Annotated in this window: 20 protein-coding genes; 12 read left to right on the top strand and 8 right to left on the bottom strand. The window is 26.1% G+C overall.

The window, feature by feature from the left end; translation table 11 throughout:
• Positions 1 to 31 precede the first annotated feature (31 nt).
• On the top strand, positions 32 to 1,483 hold the full coding sequence (locus BP997_RS00310) for a B12-binding domain-containing radical SAM protein (protein WP_413828607.1): 1,452 nt from the start codon (positions 32 to 34) through the stop codon (positions 1,481 to 1,483).
• An 8-nt stretch (positions 1,484 to 1,491) separates the two neighbouring features.
• Here the strand turns inward: BP997_RS00310 and cobA are convergent, their stop codons facing one another.
• Genes cobA through purC form a run of 4 tightly spaced genes read right to left on the bottom strand, consistent with a single transcriptional unit; the run spans position 1,492 to position 3,956 of the window.
• A complete protein-coding gene (gene cobA, locus BP997_RS00305; RefSeq protein WP_413828606.1) occupies positions 1,492 to 2,223 on the bottom strand; it encodes a uroporphyrinogen-III C-methyltransferase in 732 nt (243 codons plus the stop codon).
• A 16-nt stretch (positions 2,224 to 2,239) separates the two neighbouring features.
• On the bottom strand, positions 2,240 to 2,893 hold the full coding sequence (purQ, locus tag BP997_RS00300; protein ID WP_413828605.1) for a phosphoribosylformylglycinamidine synthase subunit PurQ: 654 nt from the start codon (positions 2,891 to 2,893) through the stop codon (positions 2,240 to 2,242).
• Positions 2,894 to 2,911: 18 nt separating this feature from the next.
• Positions 2,912 to 3,184 (bottom strand): phosphoribosylformylglycinamidine synthase subunit PurS, encoded by a 273-nt coding sequence (gene purS, locus BP997_RS00295; protein WP_413828604.1) that lies wholly within the window; start codon positions 3,182 to 3,184, stop codon positions 2,912 to 2,914.
• A gap of 31 nt (positions 3,185 to 3,215) precedes the next feature.
• Entirely contained in the window at positions 3,216 to 3,956 is a 741-nt protein-coding gene (gene purC / locus BP997_RS00290; protein WP_413828603.1) for a phosphoribosylaminoimidazolesuccinocarboxamide synthase, read from the bottom strand.
• Positions 3,957 to 4,244: 288 nt separating this feature from the next.
• Here purC and glmS point away from each other — a divergent pair, with 288 nt between their 5' ends.
• From glmS to BP997_RS00235, 11 genes are all read left to right on the top strand, one after another.
• Positions 4,245 to 6,023 (top strand): glutamine--fructose-6-phosphate transaminase (isomerizing), encoded by a 1,779-nt coding sequence (glmS, locus tag BP997_RS00285; protein WP_413828602.1) that lies wholly within the window; start codon positions 4,245 to 4,247, stop codon positions 6,021 to 6,023.
• Between the two features lie 171 nt (positions 6,024 to 6,194).
• Positions 6,195 to 7,211, top strand: a complete 1,017-nt coding sequence (locus BP997_RS00280) for a glycosyltransferase family 2 protein (protein WP_413828601.1) — start codon at positions 6,195 to 6,197, stop codon at positions 7,209 to 7,211.
• Between the two features lie 21 nt (positions 7,212 to 7,232).
• On the top strand, positions 7,233 to 8,237 hold the full coding sequence (locus BP997_RS00275) for a glycosyltransferase family 4 protein (RefSeq protein WP_413828600.1): 1,005 nt from the start codon (positions 7,233 to 7,235) through the stop codon (positions 8,235 to 8,237).
• A gap of 50 nt (positions 8,238 to 8,287) precedes the next feature.
• Positions 8,288 to 9,289: a sugar phosphate nucleotidyltransferase gene (locus tag BP997_RS00270; RefSeq protein WP_413828599.1), complete on the top strand. Its 1,002-nt coding sequence runs from the start codon at positions 8,288 to 8,290 to the stop codon at positions 9,287 to 9,289.
• 19 nt (positions 9,290 to 9,308) lie between these two features.
• A complete protein-coding gene (locus tag BP997_RS00265; RefSeq protein WP_413828598.1) occupies positions 9,309 to 10,343 on the top strand; it encodes a glycosyltransferase family 2 protein in 1,035 nt (344 codons plus the stop codon).
• 164 nt (positions 10,344 to 10,507) lie between these two features.
• On the top strand, positions 10,508 to 11,269 hold the full coding sequence (locus BP997_RS00260) for a DUF4422 domain-containing protein (RefSeq protein ID WP_413828597.1): 762 nt from the start codon (positions 10,508 to 10,510) through the stop codon (positions 11,267 to 11,269).
• Positions 11,270 to 11,343: 74 nt separating this feature from the next.
• Positions 11,344 to 12,672, top strand: a complete 1,329-nt coding sequence (locus BP997_RS00255; protein WP_413828596.1) for a UDP-glucose dehydrogenase family protein — start codon at positions 11,344 to 11,346, stop codon at positions 12,670 to 12,672.
• A 26-nt stretch (positions 12,673 to 12,698) separates the two neighbouring features.
• Positions 12,699 to 14,027, top strand: coding sequence for a UDP-glucose dehydrogenase family protein (locus BP997_RS00250; protein WP_413828595.1), 1,329 nt, complete (start codon positions 12,699 to 12,701; stop codon positions 14,025 to 14,027).
• A gap of 2 nt (positions 14,028 to 14,029) precedes the next feature.
• A complete protein-coding gene (locus BP997_RS00245; RefSeq protein ID WP_413828594.1) occupies positions 14,030 to 14,965 on the top strand; it encodes a UDP-glucuronic acid decarboxylase family protein in 936 nt (311 codons plus the stop codon).
• Positions 14,966 to 15,062: 97 nt separating this feature from the next.
• On the top strand, positions 15,063 to 16,055 hold the full coding sequence (galE, locus tag BP997_RS00240; protein ID WP_413828593.1) for a UDP-glucose 4-epimerase GalE: 993 nt from the start codon (positions 15,063 to 15,065) through the stop codon (positions 16,053 to 16,055).
• A 31-nt stretch (positions 16,056 to 16,086) separates the two neighbouring features.
• Positions 16,087 to 16,449, top strand: a complete 363-nt coding sequence (locus BP997_RS00235; RefSeq protein ID WP_413828592.1) for a hypothetical protein — start codon at positions 16,087 to 16,089, stop codon at positions 16,447 to 16,449.
• Positions 16,450 to 17,395: 946 nt separating this feature from the next.
• Here the strand turns inward: BP997_RS00235 and BP997_RS00230 are convergent.
• From BP997_RS00230 to BP997_RS00215, 4 genes are all read right to left on the bottom strand, one after another.
• Positions 17,396 to 17,584: a hypothetical protein gene (locus tag BP997_RS00230; protein ID WP_413828591.1), complete on the bottom strand. Its 189-nt coding sequence runs from the start codon at positions 17,582 to 17,584 to the stop codon at positions 17,396 to 17,398.
• Between the two features lie 290 nt (positions 17,585 to 17,874).
• Positions 17,875 to 19,422 carry an LA2681 family HEPN domain-containing protein gene (locus tag BP997_RS00225; RefSeq protein WP_413828590.1) on the bottom strand — a complete coding sequence of 516 codons (1,548 nt, stop codon included), beginning with the start codon at positions 19,420 to 19,422 and terminating at the stop codon, positions 17,875 to 17,877.
• A gap of 149 nt (positions 19,423 to 19,571) precedes the next feature.
• Complete coding sequence (locus BP997_RS00220) at positions 19,572 to 20,462, bottom strand: hypothetical protein (protein ID WP_413828589.1); 891 nt, start codon at positions 20,460 to 20,462, stop codon at positions 19,572 to 19,574.
• A complete protein-coding gene (locus tag BP997_RS00215; protein WP_413828588.1) occupies positions 20,456 to 20,968 on the bottom strand; it encodes a hypothetical protein in 513 nt (170 codons plus the stop codon). The genes BP997_RS00220 and BP997_RS00215 overlap by 7 nt, the downstream gene beginning before the upstream one ends.
• Positions 20,969 to 21,520: the final 552 nt, after the last annotated feature.

The following is a 21,520-nucleotide window of genomic DNA, read 5'->3' as shown; positions in this document are numbered from 1 at the left end:
TAATTAAATAATATTAAGGAATTTATTTATCATGAGCAAAATTTTATTTTTAAATTTACCCTATAAATTTGATATAAGTAGAGCAAGCAGATGGCCAGAAAAAACAAAATCAGGAACATTATACTACCCTTACTGGCTAGCATATTGTGTAGGGGTCTGTCAAAAAGAAGGATTAAACTGTAAATTAATTGATTGTATAACACGAAAATATACTCAAGAAGACACAATACAGGAAGTCCAAAATTATAATCCTGATTATATAATGACAGAAATTACCACTGCTACATGTGAATATGATTATCAAACAATAAATAAAATCAAAAAAGAAAATCCAAATGTGAAAATTATTGTTGGAGGAACACATGCAACAATACTACCTGAACAAGTATTAAACGAATGTGAAGGAATAGATTATGTTGTAAGACAAGAATATGATTATACTGTGCCTGAAATAATACAAACTGAAGATATATCCAAAGTTTTAGGAGTATCTTATCGTGAAAATGGTGAAATTAAACACACATCAAATCGTCCACAATTAGAAAACCTTGATAAATTACCTTATGTAAGTAAAGTATATCAACAATTTTTGGATGTAAACGATTATGCATATGCATTTGCACAAAAACCAATGATACAAATAGTATCCTCAAGAGGCTGCCCAAACCATTGTAACTTCTGCTCATACCCCTCAACAATGGGAGGACGAAACTACCGAACACGAAGCATAAAAGATTTAGCAGATGAATTCGAGTACATATTAAAAGAAATGCCAGAAATCAAAGAAATATTCATAGAAGATGACACATTCACTGTAAATCAAGAAAGAGTACAAAACTTTTGTGATGAAATCATAAAAAGAAACATCAAACCTGTATGGTCATGTAACACAAGAGTAGACTTAACTTATGAAACAATGAAAAAAATGAAAGAAGCAGGATGCAGACTGCTTGTATGTGGATATGAATCAGGAAACCAAAAAGTATTAGATGAAACACATAAAGGAATAACACTAAAACAATCACAAGACTTTGCAAACAATGCAAGAAAACTAGACTTAAAAGTATTTGGATGTTTTATGATAGGCTTAACAGGAGATAACCTAAATACTATTAATGAAACATATGAATTTGCAAAAAAATTATACCCTGACATGTGTTTCTTCCAACAAGCAGTACCCTTCCCTGGAACAGGATTTTACAAATGGGCAAAAGAAAATGGGTACTTAATCACTGAAGATTACAGCAAATGGTTAAATGAAGATGGATATTTAAACTGCTTAGTAGACTATCCTTATGCAGATCATAAAGAAATAGAAAAATTGAGAGATAATTTAATGAGTAAATACTATTTCTCATTTGCATATATTGGAAAAACATTCTTAGCCAATCTTGATTGGACAGAATTTAAAAGAGTAGTGAGAGGAGGAACACAATACATAAGTTTTCGCCTAAAAAAAGCAATAAAATCAGAAAAAGAATAAAAAAAGTTTTATTCACTTAATTTTTGATTTTTAAATTCATAAATTTTTTTATAAACATTAATAACATCACCAATAACAAGTATTGCAGGTGTATGAATCTCTTTTTCTGCAATATTTCCTAAATTTCCAAAAATTACATTCTCTTCAGGTAATGTTCCACTTTCAATAACACAAGCAGGAGTTTTGGGGTCACGGTATTTCATTATTTCTTCAGTATTGGATTTAATATTACCTATGCCCATTAAAATAATTAATGTATCTGCAGTGTAATCCCAATGAACTTGTTTGTCTTTTTTTGTTGGATCTTCATGGCCTGTAACTACTGTAAAACTTGTTGCAACTGCACGATGTGTTACTGGTAAATTTAAACTAGTAGGTGCTCCAATAGCAGAAGTAACACCTGGAATAACATTAAAATCAATTTGATTCTTAATTAATTCTAATATTTCTTCTCCTCCGCGACCAAAGACAAAAGGATCTCCACCTTTTAAACGAATAACATTATCATACTTTTTAGCATTATCAACAATAATCTTGTTAATTTCCGGTTGTTTTTTATAATGTTCTCCAGCTTTTTTACCCACATAAATTAACTTAACACCATTGGGTGCATGTTCTAATATTTGTTCATTAGCTAAACGATCATAAATTATAACATCGGCTTTTTTTAAAGCTTTAATTGCTTTTAATGTTATGAGGTCGGGGTCTCCTGGACCTGCACCTATTAAAGTAACTACCATAATTATATACCTTTTTTTATATTTTTTTAAGCATTCCTTTAAAGAATTCTAAACCATCAATAGATCCTAAAATTTCTTCTGTGGCACGTTCTGGATGAGGCATCATAGCACATACTAATCCTGATTCATCACAAACACCAGTAATATTTTCAATACTACCATTAGGATTTTTATCCTTAAATTGTAAGACTATTTGATCATTGTCATGTAATTGGTCAATATTTTCACTATAAAATCTACCTTCTGCATGTGCAATTGGAATTTTAACAGTCTGTCCTTTTTTAAAGCTACTTGTAAATGGTGTGCGATTTGTTCCAACTTTTAAATCTACCCATTCACAATTAAAACGAGGAACTTCATTAGTAATAAAGATTCCAGGAACCAAGTTTAATTCACCTAATATTTGCGCACCATTACAAATACCAAGAACAGGTTTTTCTTCTTTAACAAGTGCTTTAATACCTTCAGCAACAGGAGTATTAGAAGCTATAGCACCAGCACGTAAGTAATCCCCATAAGAAAAACCTCCAGGAATCACAACAGCATCCAAATCACTAATATTTTCTTTATTCCACCAAATATATTCAGGATTTCCACCAGCTAATTCTAATGCATGATAAACATCACGGTCACAATTAGATCCAGGAAATCTTATTACACCAACACTCATAATATTAATCCTCAAAAATTAATTACTACATCCACAACTTGTTTCTTGCGGAATAACAGTAATTTTATAATTATGAATTACAGGATTACAAAGTAATCTTTCACACATATCTTCAACTTCACTTCTAACTTTTTCACGGTCTTCTTCATCCATACTAAACTTAATCATATCACTAGTTTTAGTATTATTAACAGTATAACCAAGTAAAGCAAGAGATCTTTCAATAGTACTTGCTTCAGGATTCAACATACCATCTTTCAATGTTATTTTAACTTCTACATCAAATATCATAATATAACCAACTCGAATTTTTCTTTTTAATTTATAAATTCCATTTCTTTTTATCATAATCAGTTAATAAACGACTATAAATTTCTTCATAAGCATTCATAACTTTATCATCATGACCTTGACGGAATAATTCCTTATCTAACATATCAAGGGTTTTACTATCCCATAATCTACAACTATCTGGACTAATTTCATCACCAAGAATAATATCCCCTTGTGAATCTTTTCCAAATTCAACTTTAAAATCAACAAGAATAATACCAATAGCTTCAAACATTTTACTTAATATTTGATTAATTTTTAATGCTAAACTTTTTAAGGTTTCTAATTCCTCTTTTGTTGCAAGATTTAAGGCTTCTGCAATAGTTTCATTTAACATAGGGTCATGGAAATCATCATCTTTATAATCCATTTGAACAATAGGAGGATTTAAAATAGTTCCATCTTCAAAAGGATAAGTTCTAACAAGACTACCAGTAGCTCGATTACGAACAATAACTTCAATAGGAATCATATCTAATTTTAAAGTTTTTAAAGTTCCAGGTTTAATCAATTCTAAAAATTGAGTTTTAATCTCATTTTCTTCTAAAATTTCAAAAATTTTACTAGTAATAATACTATTATAATATCCTTTTTTACCCATAGTTTCATGACGTGCTCCATCATCTGCAGTCATATCGTCACGAAATTCCATAATAACTTCATCAGGATTTCGAGTTCCATAAACACTTTTAGCTTTACCTTTATATAATAAATTTTTAGAATCTACCATAATTTAATCAACAACACATTTTTTTTATTTAAATAATTTTTTTTATCAAAAATAAACCTTTATTAATCCTTTTTAAAGGTTTCAAATAATAAGAATTATATACTAACTTTTTGATATAATATATAATAAGTATAAAACTTAAGATATAATTATATATTAAAGATTTATATAATTAATTATTTTAATCACTATTATAAAAATAATGGAAAATATTTTAGAATTAATCAAAATTTTCTTTTAAATATAAAAAACATATTAATTAAAAAAGTTAAGGGACTAATTGATAAAATGTGTGGAATTGTTGGATGTGTACTTAAAAACAAAAAAGCAGCACCTATACTTCTTGATTGTATAAGTAAATTAGAGTATCGGGGATATGATTCAGTAGGAATAGCTACAGAAAACAATGAAATTTACATTAAAAAAGATGCAGGAAAAATCATTGATGTGGATAAAAAATTAAATCTTGCAGATATGGAAGGTGATTGTGGTATTGCACATGTACGTTGGGCAACACATGGTGATCCTAATCAAATTAACTCACATCCACATACTGATGAAAATCAAACAGTAGCAGTAGTTCATAATGGAATTATAGAAAACTATTTAGATATTAAAGAAGATTTAGAAAAAGAGGGGCATGTGTTTAAATCAGATACTGATACAGAAGTAATTCCACATTTACTTGAAAAATATATGAAAAAAGGTTTAAATCTTGAATCTGCAATGAGAGAAGTAATAAATATTATTCATGGTGCTTATGCAATTGCAGCTATAAGTAAAAATGAACCAAATAAAGTTGTAGCAACAAGAAAAGACAGTCCTTTAATTGTTGGTATGGGTGAAGATGCTTATTTTGTAGCATCAGATTCACCGGCAATACTTAAATATGCAAATAATATCATTTTCCCAGAACAAGGAGAGTTAATCACACTTGCAACTGAAGGAGTGACAATTAAAGATGAACATGATCAAGTAATAGAAAAAGTTGTGGAAACTATTGATTGGACTCCTGAAATGGCTGAAAAAGAAGGTTATGATTACTTCATGATTAAAGAAATCAATGAAGAAGGAACAGCTATAAAAAACACATTAACTGAAAAAGATAATATTAAAAAAATTACTGATGATTTATCAGATATTAATCGTATTGTGTTTGTTGCATGTGGAACATCTTACCATGCAAGTTTAACGGGTAAATATTTATTAGAATCACTTGCAGGAATACCAACAGATGTACTGCTTGCATCTGAATTTAAATATTCTGAGAATACTTTAAATGATAAAACTTTAGTAATTTTCATTTCTCAATCTGGTGAAACAGCAGATACTCTTAAAGCATTGAATATTGCAAATGAAACCTCAAAAACATTAGCAATAGTAAATGTTGCTGGAAGTTCAGCAACACGCCGTGCAAAATATGTTATACATACTCAAGCAGGTCCTGAAATTGGTGTTGCAGCAACAAAAACATATGTAAGTCAATTAACAAGTATTTATTTATTTGCAGCTCTTTTAGCACATGATGATAATTTACTTGAAAGATTACAGAAAGTACCTGAATATTTAGATGATATTTTAAAAGATAGTGAAATTATTGAAAAAATGGCATCAAAATACAAGTATGCACAAGATTTTTTCTTTATAGGTAGGGGTTATGCTTATCCAACAGCTTTGGAAGGAGCATTAAAATTAAAAGAAATCACTTATATTCATGGTGAAGGATATGCGGCAGGGGAATTAAAACATGGTCCCCTTGCTTTAATAGATCAAGGAGTACCTGTAGTAGTTGTTTTACCTCCTGGTGAAAATCATAGGAAAACAATGAGTAACTTAGAAGAGGTTAAATCTCGTGGAGCGGATGTAATAGCGGTAGGATCTTTTGAGGATGAAAAATTAATATCAAAAGCAAATGATTTATTTTTAATAAATAATGAGGTAGATGATATTATAGCTCCATTAGTTTATATTATACCTTTACAATTATTATCTTATTATATAGCTATTGAACGAGGTTTAGATCCGGATAAACCAAAAAATTTAGCAAAATGTGTAACAGTAGAATAAATATTATTTTTAAATAACAATTTATTTAATTTTTTAAATGTTTTTTGAATATTGTAAATTAATGTTATTTTTTAAAGAAAAGTTTATTACACATTTGTACTTATGTAATTTTATACAAATTTTTAAACGTCTTTTTTACCCAATTTAAATAATTAATTTAAAATGATTATTATGAAACCAAAAATAACAGTTATTATACCAACTTATAATGCTGAAAGTAAATTACCAAATACTATTAATTCTATTATTCAACAGGATATTGGTTTTAAAAATTTAGAAATAATTCTTGTTGATGATTGTTCTACAGATAATACTCAAAATATTATTAAAAGTTATGTTAAGGAATATGAAAATATTAAAGGTTTTTATTTGGAAAAAAATACTGGAGCTCCAGGTAGACCTAGAAATATTGGAATTCAAAATGCATCTGCAAATTATATTATGTTTTCAGATAATGATGATACTTACTCTAAAGATTATTGTAAAAAAATGTTTGAAGTAATTACAAAATATAATGTTGATTTTGTAAGTTCTAGATATAATTTAATCACTGATAATGGAATCAAGTTAAATAATTCTTTTTTAGATAATTATGATTGTCAATGTATTAAATTAACTTCAATCAATGAGTTTCCAGAAATTATTTTTACTAATGCTAATTTAACAATTTGGACTAAAATATTTAAAAAGGATTTTATTTTATCAAACAATATATTTTTTTATGAAGGTACTTTTTATGAAGATAGTTATTTTTGTAGCAATTTATTTCTTAAATCCAATAAATTTATTATCTTAACTCATTACTCCGGATATAATTATATGTTCAATGAGTCAAATGATAATTATACATTTTCTCCTAAAAAAAAATATTTAAATGATTGTTTCATATTTTTAAATGATTTTGAAAGTATTTATCAAGCAAATAACTATAATTTTAGTTTCAATAATGCTATTGCAGAATACTTAGTTTTATGGACAAGATTTTTTTTAAGAAATAATTTTTCTAAATCTGATCAGATTAAATTATTAAAAAAAATGAATCCGTATTATAAAAAATATAGTGTAAAAACAAGATTAATTAATAACATACCCCTATATTTTAATATTATGATAAATGTTTTCATGAAATTTTTTGCTTTAAGCATTCGTTTTGAGTTATTTATTGTTCAGTTTTATAAAAAGATTTAATGAAAAAATTGTGTGTTAATTATGGATGTAACTTTAATTTCAAGATATTTTAATACAAAAAATGGTGGTGCGGGTAGTCATTCTAAATTAATTTTTGAAGGGTTGAAAAATTGTAAACAATTAAATGTTAATACTTTATCTCAGAAAGATAGTTTAATTTCTTCATATAATCAGTTATCCTATCTTTTTTTTACAGCTTATGATTTAAAACGATTATTAAATAAAGAGAAATTTAAAAATTCTGATATTTTTCATGCATTAACTCCATTAGAATCCAATTATATTGATAAACGTAAAGGAGTTGTTTCTGTTCTAGATTTTATCCCCTTAATGGAGAAAACAAGTTTTTTTTCTTTTTGTTTCGCTAATTATTTTGAAAGTTCTATTAAAGAGGCAAGTAAATGTGAAATGATTATTGCAAATAATTCTGATATAAAAATTAAGTTGATTGAAAATTATGGGGTTAATGAAAGTTCTATTAATGTTATATGTCCACCAATTAGTGGTAAATTTTATCCTAAGAATTTGAAACATAATATTTTTACTATAGGTACTATTGCTAATTTAATGAAGCGTAAAAGAGTTGATATATTAATTAAATCTTTTTTAGATGCAAATATCAAAAATTCACAGCTTTTAATTGGGGGTAAAGGTAGTGAATTAAATTATCTTAAAAAATTAGCTAATAATGATGAGCGAATTAAATTTTTAGGGTTTGTTCCTGATGAAGAAATGAATGATTTTTATAACAGTTTAGATGTTTTTGTTTTTCCGACTCTTATTGAAGGTTATGGAATGCCTATAGTTGAAGCTATGGCTTGTGGTAAACCAGTTATTACTTTAAATGATAGTATCATTCCATCTGATGTTAAGAATCGTACTATCGTTTGCAATAAAAATGATTTAAGTAATATTTTGGAGTCTCAAAATTTTGATTTCAATAAAAAAGATAATATTGAATTTTATAAACAACATTCACTTAATAAAATAAGTAATAAAATCTTGAAAGTTTATGAAAGTTTATAATTTATAAAATATAATATTAATTTATTAACAAGAATAGGAGATATTTTTTTATGGAAACTGTTGGAATGATACTTTGTGGAGGTTTTGGGAAAAGGTTAAGACCTGTTACTGAGAAGATTCCTAAACCTTTGGTAGAAATTAAGGATGATTATACTATACTTGATAAGCAGATTTTTGATTTTCGTAATGCTGGTGTGAATGAAGTTTATTTACTTTGTGGATTTTTGCATGAGAAGATTGAGGAACGTTTTGGTGATGAATATTTAGGTGTTAAGATTCGTTATGTTATTGAGGATGAACCGTTAGGTACTCTTAATGCTATTCGTTTGGGTATGGAAGCATTAGATGAGGAAAAACAATGTGTTATTCGTAATGGTGATATTGTTTCTGATTTGAATATTCGAAAAATGATTGAAGAGGGTGAAAAGTCTACTTTCCCTATTACTATGTTTATTACTCAGATGAGATCTCCTTATGGTATTGTTGAAATTAATGGGGATAAATTGGTTTCATTTAAGGAAAAACCTTTATTGGATGCTTATATTAATGGTGGAATGTATTTTACTAAGGGTTGCCTTGATTTTGGCGAGTTTAAAACTGGGGATATAGAAAAAACTTTATTCCCCGTAGTTGCTAAAGAAAATAAACTTGGGTATTATAAAGAAGATGGATTATTTTGGATGGCAATAGATACTTCTAAAGAATTAGAAACTGTTAAAAAGGAGTATGAATCTCGTACTGATAAGCCTTGGGGTTATGAGAAGGTTTTAATTTATACTGATAAGTATTTAACTAAGGAATTGTACATTAAGGAAGGTTATCAGACTAGTTTCCATTATCATAAAAAGAAGGATGAAACAATGTATATTATCTCAGGTGCAGGTTATATTAAATTTGAAGATTATAAAGAGTATTTCAATAAAAATGATACTATTCGTATAAAACCTGGTACTGTTCATACTATTGTTGCAACTGAAAACACGGTTTTACATGAAGTTTCAACTCCTCATTTAAATGATACAACACGTATAAAAGATTATTACAATAGATAAATTAATTGGAGAAATGATTTTGAATTCTAAAATTTCTGTTATAATGCCTTCTTATAATGTTGAAAATTATATAAGTCGTTCTATTAACTCAGTTATAAACCAAACCTTTGGATTTGAGAATATTGAACTTATTATAATTGATGATTGTTTTACTGATAATACTAAAGAAATTATTAAAGATTTTTCAAGTAAATATAATAATATAATTCCAATATTTTTAAAAAAAAATAATGGAGCTCCAGGAATTCCAAGGAATATTGGTATTAAAAAAGCTTCTGCAGAATATATAATGTTTATTGACAGTGATGATTATTACTATCCTAATATGTGTCAAACATTATTTGATGTTATTACAAAGAAAGATGTTGATATTGTTGCTTGTGAAGGAGAAATTCTTTTTGAAGATAATTTAATTAAAGAATATTATTCTGAAACTGTGGGAGACATTTTTGAAATAGATTATATTAAAAATTTTCCAGATTTATTGAGTTTATCTATCTCTTTAGGATTATGGAATAAAATATATCGTAAAAGTATTATTTGGGATAATAATATCTGTTTTTTAAATGATATGCGAAATGATGATATTTATTTTTCTGTAAAAACTAATTTATGTGCTGAAGGTATTATATTAATGCCTGATTATTGGGGTTATGCTTATTGTTTAAGACCCGAAGGAGAATCAATGTCAATAACATTTAATAAAAAACATTTAATACAAAATACTAAGGGACTTTTAAATATTTTTCAACTATTACATAAGGAAAATGAAGATTATTCTTCTACAGTTAATGTAATGTTATTAGGTTGGACTAAATGGTTTTTATTCACAAATTTAAAAAATGAAAGTGATTGTCAAAAAAGTTTATTAAAAAAAGTTAAGCCATATTATAAGGGATATAATATCTTTAGTAGAATTTATTCTGTTTCATTTTGGTTTAATATTATCATAAATATTTGTTTTAAAATATTTGGAATTAGTGAATATTTAACAATTTTAACTTCTAATTTAATTAGTAATATAAAAATACTTAAAGATAATTTAGATTTATAAAGAATTTTAATTTTGGTTTTTTAAATAATCTAATTTATAAAATATAATTTTTAATAAATAAGCTTTTAGTTAATACATAAATTAAAACAAAGATTTTTATTTTAAAGAATTTAATTATTGTTTAAAGATGTGAAATTGATTAATTTGTAGGAGTTTTTTGAAAAATGGAAGATATGAGTATATATGTATGCACACATAAAAAATTTGAAAAAAAATGTGATTTTTTTAAGCCTATTCTTTGTGGTGCAATTGATAAAGGTGATGATTTTGGTTATATTAAAGATGATACTGGGGATAATATTTCAGAGTTAAATCCTTTTTATTCTGAATTAACTGGTTTATATTGGATTTGGAAAAATTCTAGTTCTAAAATTATTGGGCTTTGTCATTATAGGAGAAGTTTTATTAAACATGTTTGGGGGGGTTATTTATCTAAGAAAGATATCTTTAATTTTTTAGATGATTATGATATTGTAGTTGCTAAAAAGTTAAAGTTTACTTATTCAACATATGAACAATATAGTAAACATCATGTTGAAGCGGATATAAGTTTAGTAAAAAAATCTGTTGAAAAGTTGTATCCTAGTTATATACCTAGTTTTAATAAGTTTTTTAATAGTAATGGTCTTTATCCTTATAATATGTTTATAGCTAAAAAAGGGTTAATGGATAAATATTGTGAATGGTTGTTTTCTATCTTTGATGATTTTAAATTGAATATAAATTTAGATACTTATGAAAATGATTATCAAAGAAGAGTTTTTGCTTTTCTATCTGAAAGACTTTTTAATATTTGGATAATACATAATCACTTAAAAGTTAAGGAGTGTTATGTAAAAAAAGAAGAGGCTAAATCAAGTGTTGTGTCAATTATTGATGATAATTATTTAAATTCTATATTATATGATACATTAGAAAAATTTTAATTAGTTTATTGAGTATATGAAATTATTGAGGAGTTATATTTGTTACATATAAAAAGTTTTAGGAAGGTTCTATTGTGAATATTACTGTTATTGGTACTGGTTATGTTGGACTTGTTACTGGTGCTTGTTTTTCTGAGATGGGGAATAATGTTTATTGTGTAGATGTGATTGAGGATAAGATTAATAATTTGAAGAAGGGTATTATTCCTATTTATGAACCTCAGTTAAAAGATATGGTTGTTAATAATCAGGAGAAAGGTAATCTTTTTTTCACTTTAAATTTAAGAGATGCTGTTTCTCGCTCTGAGATTTATTTTATTGCTGTTGGTACTCCTATGAGTAGTGATGGTGGTGCTAATCTTGATTTTGTTTTTGAGGTTGCTCGTGAGATTGGGGAGTTTATGGATAAGGATTGTACTGTTGTTGTTAAATCTACTGTTCCTGTAGGTACTGGTGATAAGGTTAAAAATATTATTCAAACGGAATTAGATAAGCGGGGTGTGGATTTTAGTTTTGGTATTGTTTCTAATCCTGAATTTTTAAAGGAAGGTACTGCTGTTAGTGATTGTATGCGTCCTGATCGTGTTATTATTGGTTCTGATGATACAGGAAGTTTTAAGGTTATGAAGGATTTGTATCATCATTTTGTTTTGAACACTGATAATTTTATTACTATGGATTTGAAGAGTGCTGAGATGACTAAGTATGCTGCTAATAGTATGTTGGCGACTAAGATTAGTTTTATGAATGAGATGGCTAATATTTGTGAGTGTACTGGTGCTGATGTGAATAATGTTCGTCGTGGTATTGGTAGTGATCATCGTATTGGTTATAATTTCATTTATCCTGGTTGTGGTTATGGTGGAAGTTGTTTCCCTAAGGATGTTCAGGCTTTAATTAAAACTAGTGAAGAGAATGGTTATGATGCATATATTTTAAATTCTGTAGAACGGGTTAATAAGAATCAGAAAATGGTTTTAGTAAATAAGGTTTGTAAACATTTTGGTGAGGATTTATCTGGTTTATGTTTTGGTGTTTGGGGTTTAGCTTTTAAACCTGATACTGATGATATGCGTGAAGCGACAAGTATCACGGTTATTAATGAATTAACAAAACGTGGAGCAAAAGTTAAAGCATATGATCCAAAAGCAATAAATGAAGCTAAAGAGTTTTATTTAAAAGATAACCTTAATGTGGAGTATGTTGAGCGTAAGTATGATGCTTTAATTGATGTTGATGCTATGATTCTTATTACTGAGTGGAAAGAGTTTCGTAATCCTGATTTTATTGAAATGAAGAAGTTAATGAAGAATCCAATAATTTTTGATGGTAGAAATCAGTATAATCAAGAAAATTTAAAGGATGAAGGTTTTAATTATTATCAAATAGGAATAAAAAAATAAGAAATAATAGAGAGAGTTTGAATTTTATGAATATTACAGTTATTGGTGTAGGATATGTTGGACTTGTTACTGGAACTTGTTTTTCTGAAATGGGAAATAAAGTCTACTGTGTGAATCGTAGTGAGGATAAACTTAAAAAACTAAAAAAAGGTGTAATGCCTATTTATGAACCGCAATTACAGGAAATGGTTCTTAGAAATCAGGAAAATGGAGATATTATTTTCACTACAAATTTAACTGAAGCACTAAAAAATACTAATATTTACTTTATAGCTGTTGGAACTCCTATGAGTAAGGATGGTAGTGCTGATTTAAGTAGTGTTTTTACTGTTGCAAGTCAAATTGGTGAATTAATGGATAAAGATTGTACTATTGTAACTAAATCAACAGTACCAGTAGGAACAGGTTTTAAGGTAAAAGAAATAATTCAAAAAGAATTAAATAAACGTGGTGTTAATTTTAAATTTAACATTGTTTCTAATCCTGAATTTTTAAAGGAAGGTTCAGCAGTAAATGATTGTATGCGACCAGACCGTGTTATAATAGGCACAGAAAATGATAAAGCTTTAAAAATTATGAAAGAATTATACACACCATTTATCCGGAACACTGAAAACTTTATAATGATGGATGTTTTAAGTGCTGAAATGACCAAATACGTGGCTAATAGTATGTTGGCGACTAAGATTAGTTTTATGAATGAGATGGCTAATATTTGTGAGTGTACTGGTGCTGATGTGAATAATGTTCGTCGTGGTATTGGTAGTGATCATCGTATAGGTTATAATTTCATTTATCCCGGTTGCGGTTATGGTGGAAGTTGTTTCCCAAAGGATATTCAAGCTTTAATCAAAACTAGTTCTAATTTTAATTATTACCCTAAAATTTTAAATGCAGTAGAAGAAGTAAATCATGAACAAAAACACGTACTTGTAGATAAGGTTTGTAAACATTTTGGTGATGATTTAACTGGTTTAAGCTTTGGTATTTGGGGTTTAGCTTTTAAACCTGATACTGATGATATGCGTGAAGCGACAAGTATTACTGTTATTAATGAGTTAACAAAGCGTGGAGCTAAAGTTAAAGCTTATGATTTTAAGGCAATAAGTGAAGCTAAAAACATTTACTTAAAAGATACCAAGAACGTCCTATATGTTAATCATAAATATGAAGCATTAACTGATGTTGATGCTATGATTCTTATTACAGAATGGAAAGAATTCCGTAACCCTGACTTTGATGAAATTAAAGATTTAATGAAGAATCCAATAATATTTGATGGACGTAACCAATATAATAAAGATAGTTTGAAAGATAAAGGATTTACTTATTATCAAATAGGAGTTAAAGATTAAAAATGAAAACAGTAATAGTAACAGGTGGGGCAGGATTTGTAGGAAGTAACCTTTGTAAAACCTTATTAAGTGAAGGTAATAAGGTTATTTGTGTAGATAACTTTTTCACAGGTAGAATGGAAAACCTTACAAGTTTAAAAGGGGAAAACTTCACCATTATCCATCATGATATTCAAAAACCCTTAAAAATCAATGAACCAATTGATGAGATTTATAATTTAGCATCACCTGCTAGTCCTCCACATTACCAAAAAGACCCAGTAGATACCTTAAAAACTAATGTTATTGGTATGATAAACATGTTAGACCTAGCTAAGGTTAAAGATGCTAAGATTTTACAAACTAGTACTAGTGAAGTTTATGGTGAACCATTAGAACATCCGCAAAAAGAAACCTACCGAGGTAATGTTAACCCTGATGGTATAAGAGCCTGCTATGATGAAGGAAAAAGATGCTCTGAAACATTATGCTTTGATTATAACCGTCAATATAATGTTAAAGTAAAAGTTACAAGATTATTCAATACCTATGGTCCGAATATGGATCCATTAGATGGAAGAGTTGTTTCTAATTTCATACTTCAAGCATTAAAAGGTGAAAACTTAGCAGTTTATGGTGATGGAAGTCAAACACGTAGTTTCTGTTTCGTAGATGATACTGTAAAAGGATTAATAAAAATGATGAAATCCCCAGATGATTTTACAGGTCCTGTAAATATTGGAAATCCTGGAGAATTCACAATACTAGAATTAGCAGAAAAAATTTTAAACAAAATAAATACCCAATCTGAAATTGAATATCACTCCTTACCTAGTGATGATCCTACACGTCGCAGACCAGATATAAGTCTAGCTAAAAAAGAATTAAATTGGGAACCTGAAATCTTATTAAGTGAAGGTTTAGATAAAACAATAGAATACTATAAAAATTACATTTAAAAAAAACAATATTTTATTTTTATTCGATAGGAAATAATTTATAAAACAAGGAATAAAACTATTAAGTAATAAAATTTTTATGGGATTATGAATTATTATGATTTTAATTACTGGTGGGCTTGGTTATATTGGGTCTCATGTTAACAAATTATTAAGTAGTCGGGGTTATTCTACTTTAGTGTTGGATAATCTTGTGTCTGGTAGTAGGGCTGCTTGTAAGTGGGGGGATTTTGTTGAGTGTGACTTGGAGGATAAGGATAGGTTAAGGGAAATTTTTGAAACTTATGATATTGGTGCGGTTATGCATTTTGCAGCGTTTACTGAGGTTGCTGATTCTGTTAAGCATCCGGATAAGTATATGCGGAATAATTATTGGAATACTGTTAACTTGTTAGATGTGATGAGGGAATTTGGTGTTGGTAAGTTTATTTTTTCTTCTACTGCGGCGGTTTATGGTGCACCTTTAAGTATTCCTATTAAGGAGTCTCATCCACTTAATCCTATTAATCCGTATGGTGAGTCTAAGGTACGTGTTGAGGAGGAGTTAAGTAAGCGTTCACAGGAGTATGATTTACGTTATGTTTCTCTACGTTATTTTAATGCTGCTGGTGATGATGTGGATAAGGAGATTGGTGAGGAGCATGATCCTGAAACTCACTTGATACCTTTGATTTTGGATGCTGCTATTGGTAAACGTGATTGTACTATTTTTGGTGATGATTACCCAACACCTGATGGGACTTGTATCCGTGATTATGTGCATGTTGAGGATTTAGCACAAGCACACTTACTTGCTTATGAGTACCTTGAAGATGGGGGTTGTAGTGATGTTTTTAACTTGGGTCATGGTACTGGTTTTAGTGTGAAGCAGGTTATTGAGGAGTGTATGAGTGTTACTGGTATTAAGTTTGAAGTTGAAGTTGGTGAGCGTAGGGCTGGTGATCCTTCTATTCTTGTAGCTGATAGTAGTAAGATTAGGGAAAAGTTGGGTTGGAGGCCTGTTAATAGTAGTTTGACTAATATTGTTAATACTGCTTGGCGTTGGCATTTAAAATTAAATTTTAAAAATCATCACTACTTCAAAGACTAAAAAAAATAAAATAAAAAAAGGGGAGGATTTTATGGTTGAGATTTTAACACAAAACACTAAATTATTAAAAGATTACTTAAAAACTGTGGATACTAGATTAGAGAAGCCTCATATTAAATATGGTGAAATATTAGAAGAGGTAAAGGATAAGACTAGAACTTATACTATACCAATCATTGGTGATGTAGAGGTTTTAAAGTATCGGCCCGGTGATATGATTTATTCAAGCACCACCACTATTCTTGATGAAGAAGAGAAAGTTTTAAGTTTCAGTGTTCCTGAGAAGGCTAATAAGCAGCAAACAAGTTTTATGAAAGATTTTCATATGCAAGTTTTACAGGAAAATATTAGTAATCTAAATAAAGAAGTGGATGATTTTAATAATAAATTATAAAATTTTTTTCTTATTTTTTTTAGTTTTCATTTGCTTTTTGCTTAAATTAATTAGGTTATATAAGGATAATCTATTTTTTTAGATTTAATGATTTTAAGATTATAATATAAGGTTTAAAGATTTTATTAAATATTTAAAAAAATATGTGAAGTGTTACATTTTTTTCTTAATGTTACATTTTTTTCACAAATGTTACATAAAAAAAAGTGACACCTGCTAAGCATAAAATCCTTAAATTTTAAAACAAAGCCTTTATATTATATTTTTTTAAAAGTTACATAAATTTTAATAAGAGCCCCTCTTATATGGAAAATTTTTTTTTAAATTATGAGAGTTGGCCAAAAGTCCAAAATTTCTAATCAAAACCTTCAAAAAATGCTTAGATTACAGATTCAAGAAATTTTTTCATTAAAAAATATATTTTTGGCCAAGCCTCATTATATAAAATATAATTATTTCTTAACATATAGAGGGTACCCTCTTCAGAAAAATGTAACATTTATACAAACAAATATGAAATATTAAAATCTATTTAATATTAATATACTATTCAATAAATAGTATGATAAGTTCATAGTAATATATGTAACATTTTAAACACTAAAAAAAGTGATTTTTCTAAAAAAATGTAACATCTAAAAAAAGTCCCTTAAAATTAATTAAAAATGGAATAATATGAGGAATTAGAATTTTAAAATGTTATTTAACATAATCAACTTATTAAATTGGTTAAAAAAATTGAATAATAATATTTTGAATGTCTTAATACATTTATACAGTTGTTAAAATTAAAAAAAGAATTTAATTATAAAGAATCATACATTCTACTTTTATAATTATAACCTTTACCAAAAACTTTTGGTTTATCCAATGCATTGAAAATATTTTAATGTTTCCCCTTTTATTAAATGGAGTGAGATTAACTTCGGAAGTTTTAGCTTCAAAACTATAAATAAATGTTTTGTTCATATAAGAATTCTTCATAATTTGGATCTGGAAATTCTCCATCTTCTTTAACCGAATAATATTTAGTAAAATCTTTTAATTCATCATTTAATTTAAAATTTAAAAGTTCTTCAGATAAGTCTAAAGTGTCTTTAAATTTTCTTAATAATTCTTTTATAATGTGTGTCATAAAAAAGATCATTCCCTTTTTTATTAAAATTTAAATATATTTTTTGCTTATATAATCCTATTTTATGGTTTAAAGTTTTATAAATAATTTTTTTTCAATGAAATATTTCTTTAATTTGTAATCTAAGCATTTTGTGATGGTTTCGATTATTAATTTTGGACTTTTGATAAACCCTCAAATATCAATAAAAAGTATGAAATAAAGTATTTTTTTATCTAAAACTATTAAGATAATGTAAACTTTATAAGAATTAAATAGATTTATTTCATATTTAAGTTCTTTTAAACTTTTTATGGGGTTTTTAATTCAAAAGTTGGAATTTTATCTTTAATTTCATTCTTTTTTTCTTTCTCATTTACAAATGTAATCAAATAAATTATTGCACTTCTTACAATTTTGGATAGTGATATAGTGTATTCTTCTAATTTTTTTTCAGTCATTATTTCATTTTCAGTATTCATCAATGAAATATCTAAAAATCTATGAGTAATCTTATTTCTCAGTTGATTAAAAATATTTCTTGGTTCACTACTATTTAATTCTACACTAAGTTTGAATAATGCATTTAAACTAGAATCTTTAATTTTTTCAATATTTTCATTAACATTACCTTTCCTAAAATCTCCATTTTTATACCATATCTTTTTAAAATTTACTTCATACTCTTTAAATCCTAAATTTAAGTAATCATTTAAGAAAAAAGCAATTTTATCTAAAATATCATACATACTTTTTAATGAAAACATTAAAAGTTGAAGTTTAATATTATACGGTTTGTATTCTAAAGTTTCAATTAAAATTACATTTTTATTTATAAAACTTAAATCTAATTTTTTGTATCTAGAAAGTATTAACAAATATCTAGCAGTTATATAATCCTCTTTGATTTGATTTAAATATGATGAAAGTCTTAAAAATGAATTATTTTTTGAATCTAATTTAATAAACTCATTATCTGCACTAATTATCATTTTATTTATAAATATAGGATCTCCAATTGCATTTTCACATTTTTGGCAAAAATTACATGTATTTAAATATAATTTATTTTCTAAACAAAAATTTATTAAAAACTTTTCAAAAGAGTTATTTGTTTTAATTTCAATTTTTTTAGGATTAAAAGGTTTTTTAAGTAAATCTTTATCGGAGGTCATGTTATTTATATGATTAATATATTCTTGAGTTAACTGTATATTATTTATAGATAATTTATCTTCTAAAGCTTTATTAAAACAATCATAAGACTCTTTTAAATAACTCGATTTTTCTGAAAAACGATAATAAAAAAATAATGCAATACCTTTATTTATTAAAGCTAAACCATAATTAAGATTAAATTTCAATGCTTCTTCATAATAATCTAGTGCTTCGATTTTACGACCCTCATAATCTAAACTATTACCTAAATTAATGTATTCATTAGGATTATGAGGTGAATTAAAACTTAATGCTTTTTTGTAATATTTAATAGCCTGATTTAATTCAGTATCTTTTTTATAATAACTATAATACCTATTTTTTAAGGCTTTAATTTTAAATAAAGCAGAATAACCATTTGCTAAATTATAATATAAATTTTCAATTTCACCATTTGATAATCTTTTTAAATAATTTTTTATTAAGTCTTGTATTATACTAATTCCTTCAATAATTTTATCTTCATCTTTTTTTAATTGACCAATGTCTATTAAAAGCCCACTAATTGCATTTTTTGTACCATACTCACTATTCAAATTTTTTATTTCTTCAGTAATTTGCATAGCTCCCTCTAAATCATTATTATCAATTTTTTCATAAGCTTCATCAAACATTTTTCTTAGGAGGGGTTCAATTTCCATAAATACACCTCTTTATTTTATTAAAAAAAATTCTTTTGGGATTTGTTAAATAAAAAAAATTAATGATTATTATATATTCAGTAATTTGTATAAAAATTTAGTTTTCTTGGCATAACCATAATTTTAATTAAATTTTTTTAAATTTTCTTTTAGTTTAATTTAATACATTTACTTCCAATATATTCATTAAAAGTCACACCAAATTCATTTGCAAAGCTCATGGTAAAATATAATATTAATGGATTAAAAACAACTAATGGTTCTGATTTTATATTATTTTCTATTATGCAGGGAATTAATTCCCAAGATTTTATTTCATAATCTTTAGGAATATAAATATCAAAAATTATTTTTTTATTACTTTTTGATTCAATTTCGGAAATATACTCTTCTTCTTGAATTATTTTTTTATCATCATTCATTTCTAATTCATAATTAATAGTATCATTTTCAGTAATTTGATGTTTTGAAAAACCAATTATGGATATATTAACATTTTTAATATTTGTTTTACCTAAATTTTTAATAATTAAACTAATTTTGACATGTTCTCCTTTTTTGGAGTTTTTAGGAAAATCAATTAAGTAATTCAAATGTCTTGATTTATAAGCATCATAATTCAAATGTCTAACACTTGAATTATCATTTAATAATACATAAAAATCTCCAAATCTGTCATGTTCTTTTAAATTTTCATAATTTTTATTAAAACAATCACAGCAGAATAATTCCATAGAATTAACTTCAATAATAGGTTTTTGTTCATAAAATTCTTTTATGACATGTTTGCACTTAATTTTTTTATCTTTTAAAAATACATCTTTATGAAAACAAAACCATTCACATGATGTTGATCCTCCGCCATAAGGAGTCATCATCACTACTTCAAAATTATTATTCACATATTTTAACGGAATTATATCATGCTCAATATGATTAACAACACAATCATCATCTAAATACTTCTCACAATTATTACAATACCATAATAATTGGCCTTCTACAAATCTTTTATTACAACATTCACATTTATTTACCATACACTCACCATTAAAATTATTAATATTAAAACTATTAAAAACACAATTCCAAAAATCAAAAAACAAAAACTTTTATTAATATACTCGGCTTTTTTATTATTTCTTAAATTATTTAAGAAAGTACTAGATAAGTAACTATCAAATAAATGTTCTTTTAAATCAATATCATTTTTAGAAAAATAACATTTAAATTCATTAGGCTTTAAAGAATTATAAGGATAATAAATGTTTTGAATTCTTAGTATTTTAATACAAAAAAATGCACTAAAAAATATGAAAAATAAAATCAGGCAAATTAAAGCAATAATTATAATATGATAAATAAAATTAAATAAAAAATGAGATTTAAAAACAACATCAACAACAATAGTTAAGATAATAGTGGCCATCAAAGAAATAATTCCTAGAATATAAGAAGCTTTAGACTCTAAACTTTGTTTTCGGTCGTCTTCTCTTTCAAATTGTAATTTAATTTCATTTAAACCCAATTCTTTATTATCTTTCATATTTAACCTCATCAAAAACGAATTTTTTATTATTTAATATTTAATGTAATAATTAAATAAAATATATTTTTGAAATTAATTTTTCTATTGTTTGAATTTTAGGTTACTTCACACTTAAGTTTGTAGGTTTTTACTCATTTTTCATTGACAAATTGTTTATTAACTTTTTGCTTTAATAAAACGCATATTTTAAGTTTATCCTTATATTTTTGCATAAGGTTAATTAATAAATTTATATAATTGAGAATATATAATAATGATTAAAGTTTTTGTTCATTGAATTTAAAAAAATGAAAATTTGGCTAATTAAATCTGTATAAAAATTTTATCATAGTAATTTATTAAAAAAATAAAACAAAAAAAATTTGAAGAATTTGTAAAATTTTATAAAATTATAATATAGCTCTCTAATGTATAATAAATTGGGGAGTTTAAAAAAAGTTTAGTAGTGGATTAAATAAATATAACTAATAAAAACTATCCCAAAAGGATATTTAAACAATCCATAAAATTACACTCCTTTTGAGATTAATCCGTTTATATAGTTAAACT

Source organism: Methanobrevibacter sp. UBA412 (assembly GCA_002495685.1).
GTDB lineage: Archaea > Methanobacteriota > Methanobacteria > Methanobacteriales > Methanobacteriaceae > Methanobrevibacter_A > Methanobrevibacter_A acididurans.
This window is presented reverse-complemented; position numbering and strand designations above follow the sequence as displayed.

Coding starts and splice junctions, on each gene's coding strand:
- BP997_RS00310 (WP_413828607.1), top strand. CDS start 32: ATGAGCAAAATTTTATTTTTAAATTTACCCTATAAATTTGATATAAGT.
- cobA (WP_413828606.1), bottom strand. CDS start 2,223: ATGGTAGTTACTTTAATAGGTGCAGGTCCAGGAGACCCCGACCTCATA.
- purQ (WP_413828605.1), bottom strand. CDS start 2,893: ATGAGTGTTGGTGTAATAAGATTTCCTGGATCTAATTGTGACCGTGAT.
- purS (WP_413828604.1), bottom strand. CDS start 3,184: ATGATATTTGATGTAGAAGTTAAAATAACATTGAAAGATGGTATGTTG.
- purC (WP_413828603.1), bottom strand. CDS start 3,956: ATGGTAGATTCTAAAAATTTATTATATAAAGGTAAAGCTAAAAGTGTT.
- glmS (WP_413828602.1), top strand. CDS start 4,245: ATGTGTGGAATTGTTGGATGTGTACTTAAAAACAAAAAAGCAGCACCT.
- BP997_RS00280 (WP_413828601.1), top strand. CDS start 6,195: ATGAAACCAAAAATAACAGTTATTATACCAACTTATAATGCTGAAAGT.
- BP997_RS00275 (WP_413828600.1), top strand. CDS start 7,233: ATGGATGTAACTTTAATTTCAAGATATTTTAATACAAAAAATGGTGGT.
- BP997_RS00270 (WP_413828599.1), top strand. CDS start 8,288: ATGGAAACTGTTGGAATGATACTTTGTGGAGGTTTTGGGAAAAGGTTA.
- BP997_RS00260 (WP_413828597.1), top strand. CDS start 10,508: ATGGAAGATATGAGTATATATGTATGCACACATAAAAAATTTGAAAAA.
- BP997_RS00250 (WP_413828595.1), top strand. CDS start 12,699: ATGAATATTACAGTTATTGGTGTAGGATATGTTGGACTTGTTACTGGA.
- BP997_RS00245 (WP_413828594.1), top strand. CDS start 14,030: ATGAAAACAGTAATAGTAACAGGTGGGGCAGGATTTGTAGGAAGTAAC.
- galE (WP_413828593.1), top strand. CDS start 15,063: ATGATTTTAATTACTGGTGGGCTTGGTTATATTGGGTCTCATGTTAAC.
- BP997_RS00235 (WP_413828592.1), top strand. CDS start 16,087: ATGGTTGAGATTTTAACACAAAACACTAAATTATTAAAAGATTACTTA.
- BP997_RS00230 (WP_413828591.1), bottom strand. CDS start 17,584: ATGACACACATTATAAAAGAATTATTAAGAAAATTTAAAGACACTTTA.
- BP997_RS00225 (WP_413828590.1), bottom strand. CDS start 19,422: ATGGAAATTGAACCCCTCCTAAGAAAAATGTTTGATGAAGCTTATGAA.
- BP997_RS00220 (WP_413828589.1), bottom strand. CDS start 20,462: ATGGTAAATAAATGTGAATGTTGTAATAAAAGATTTGTAGAAGGCCAA.
- BP997_RS00215 (WP_413828588.1), bottom strand. CDS start 20,968: ATGAAAGATAATAAAGAATTGGGTTTAAATGAAATTAAATTACAATTT.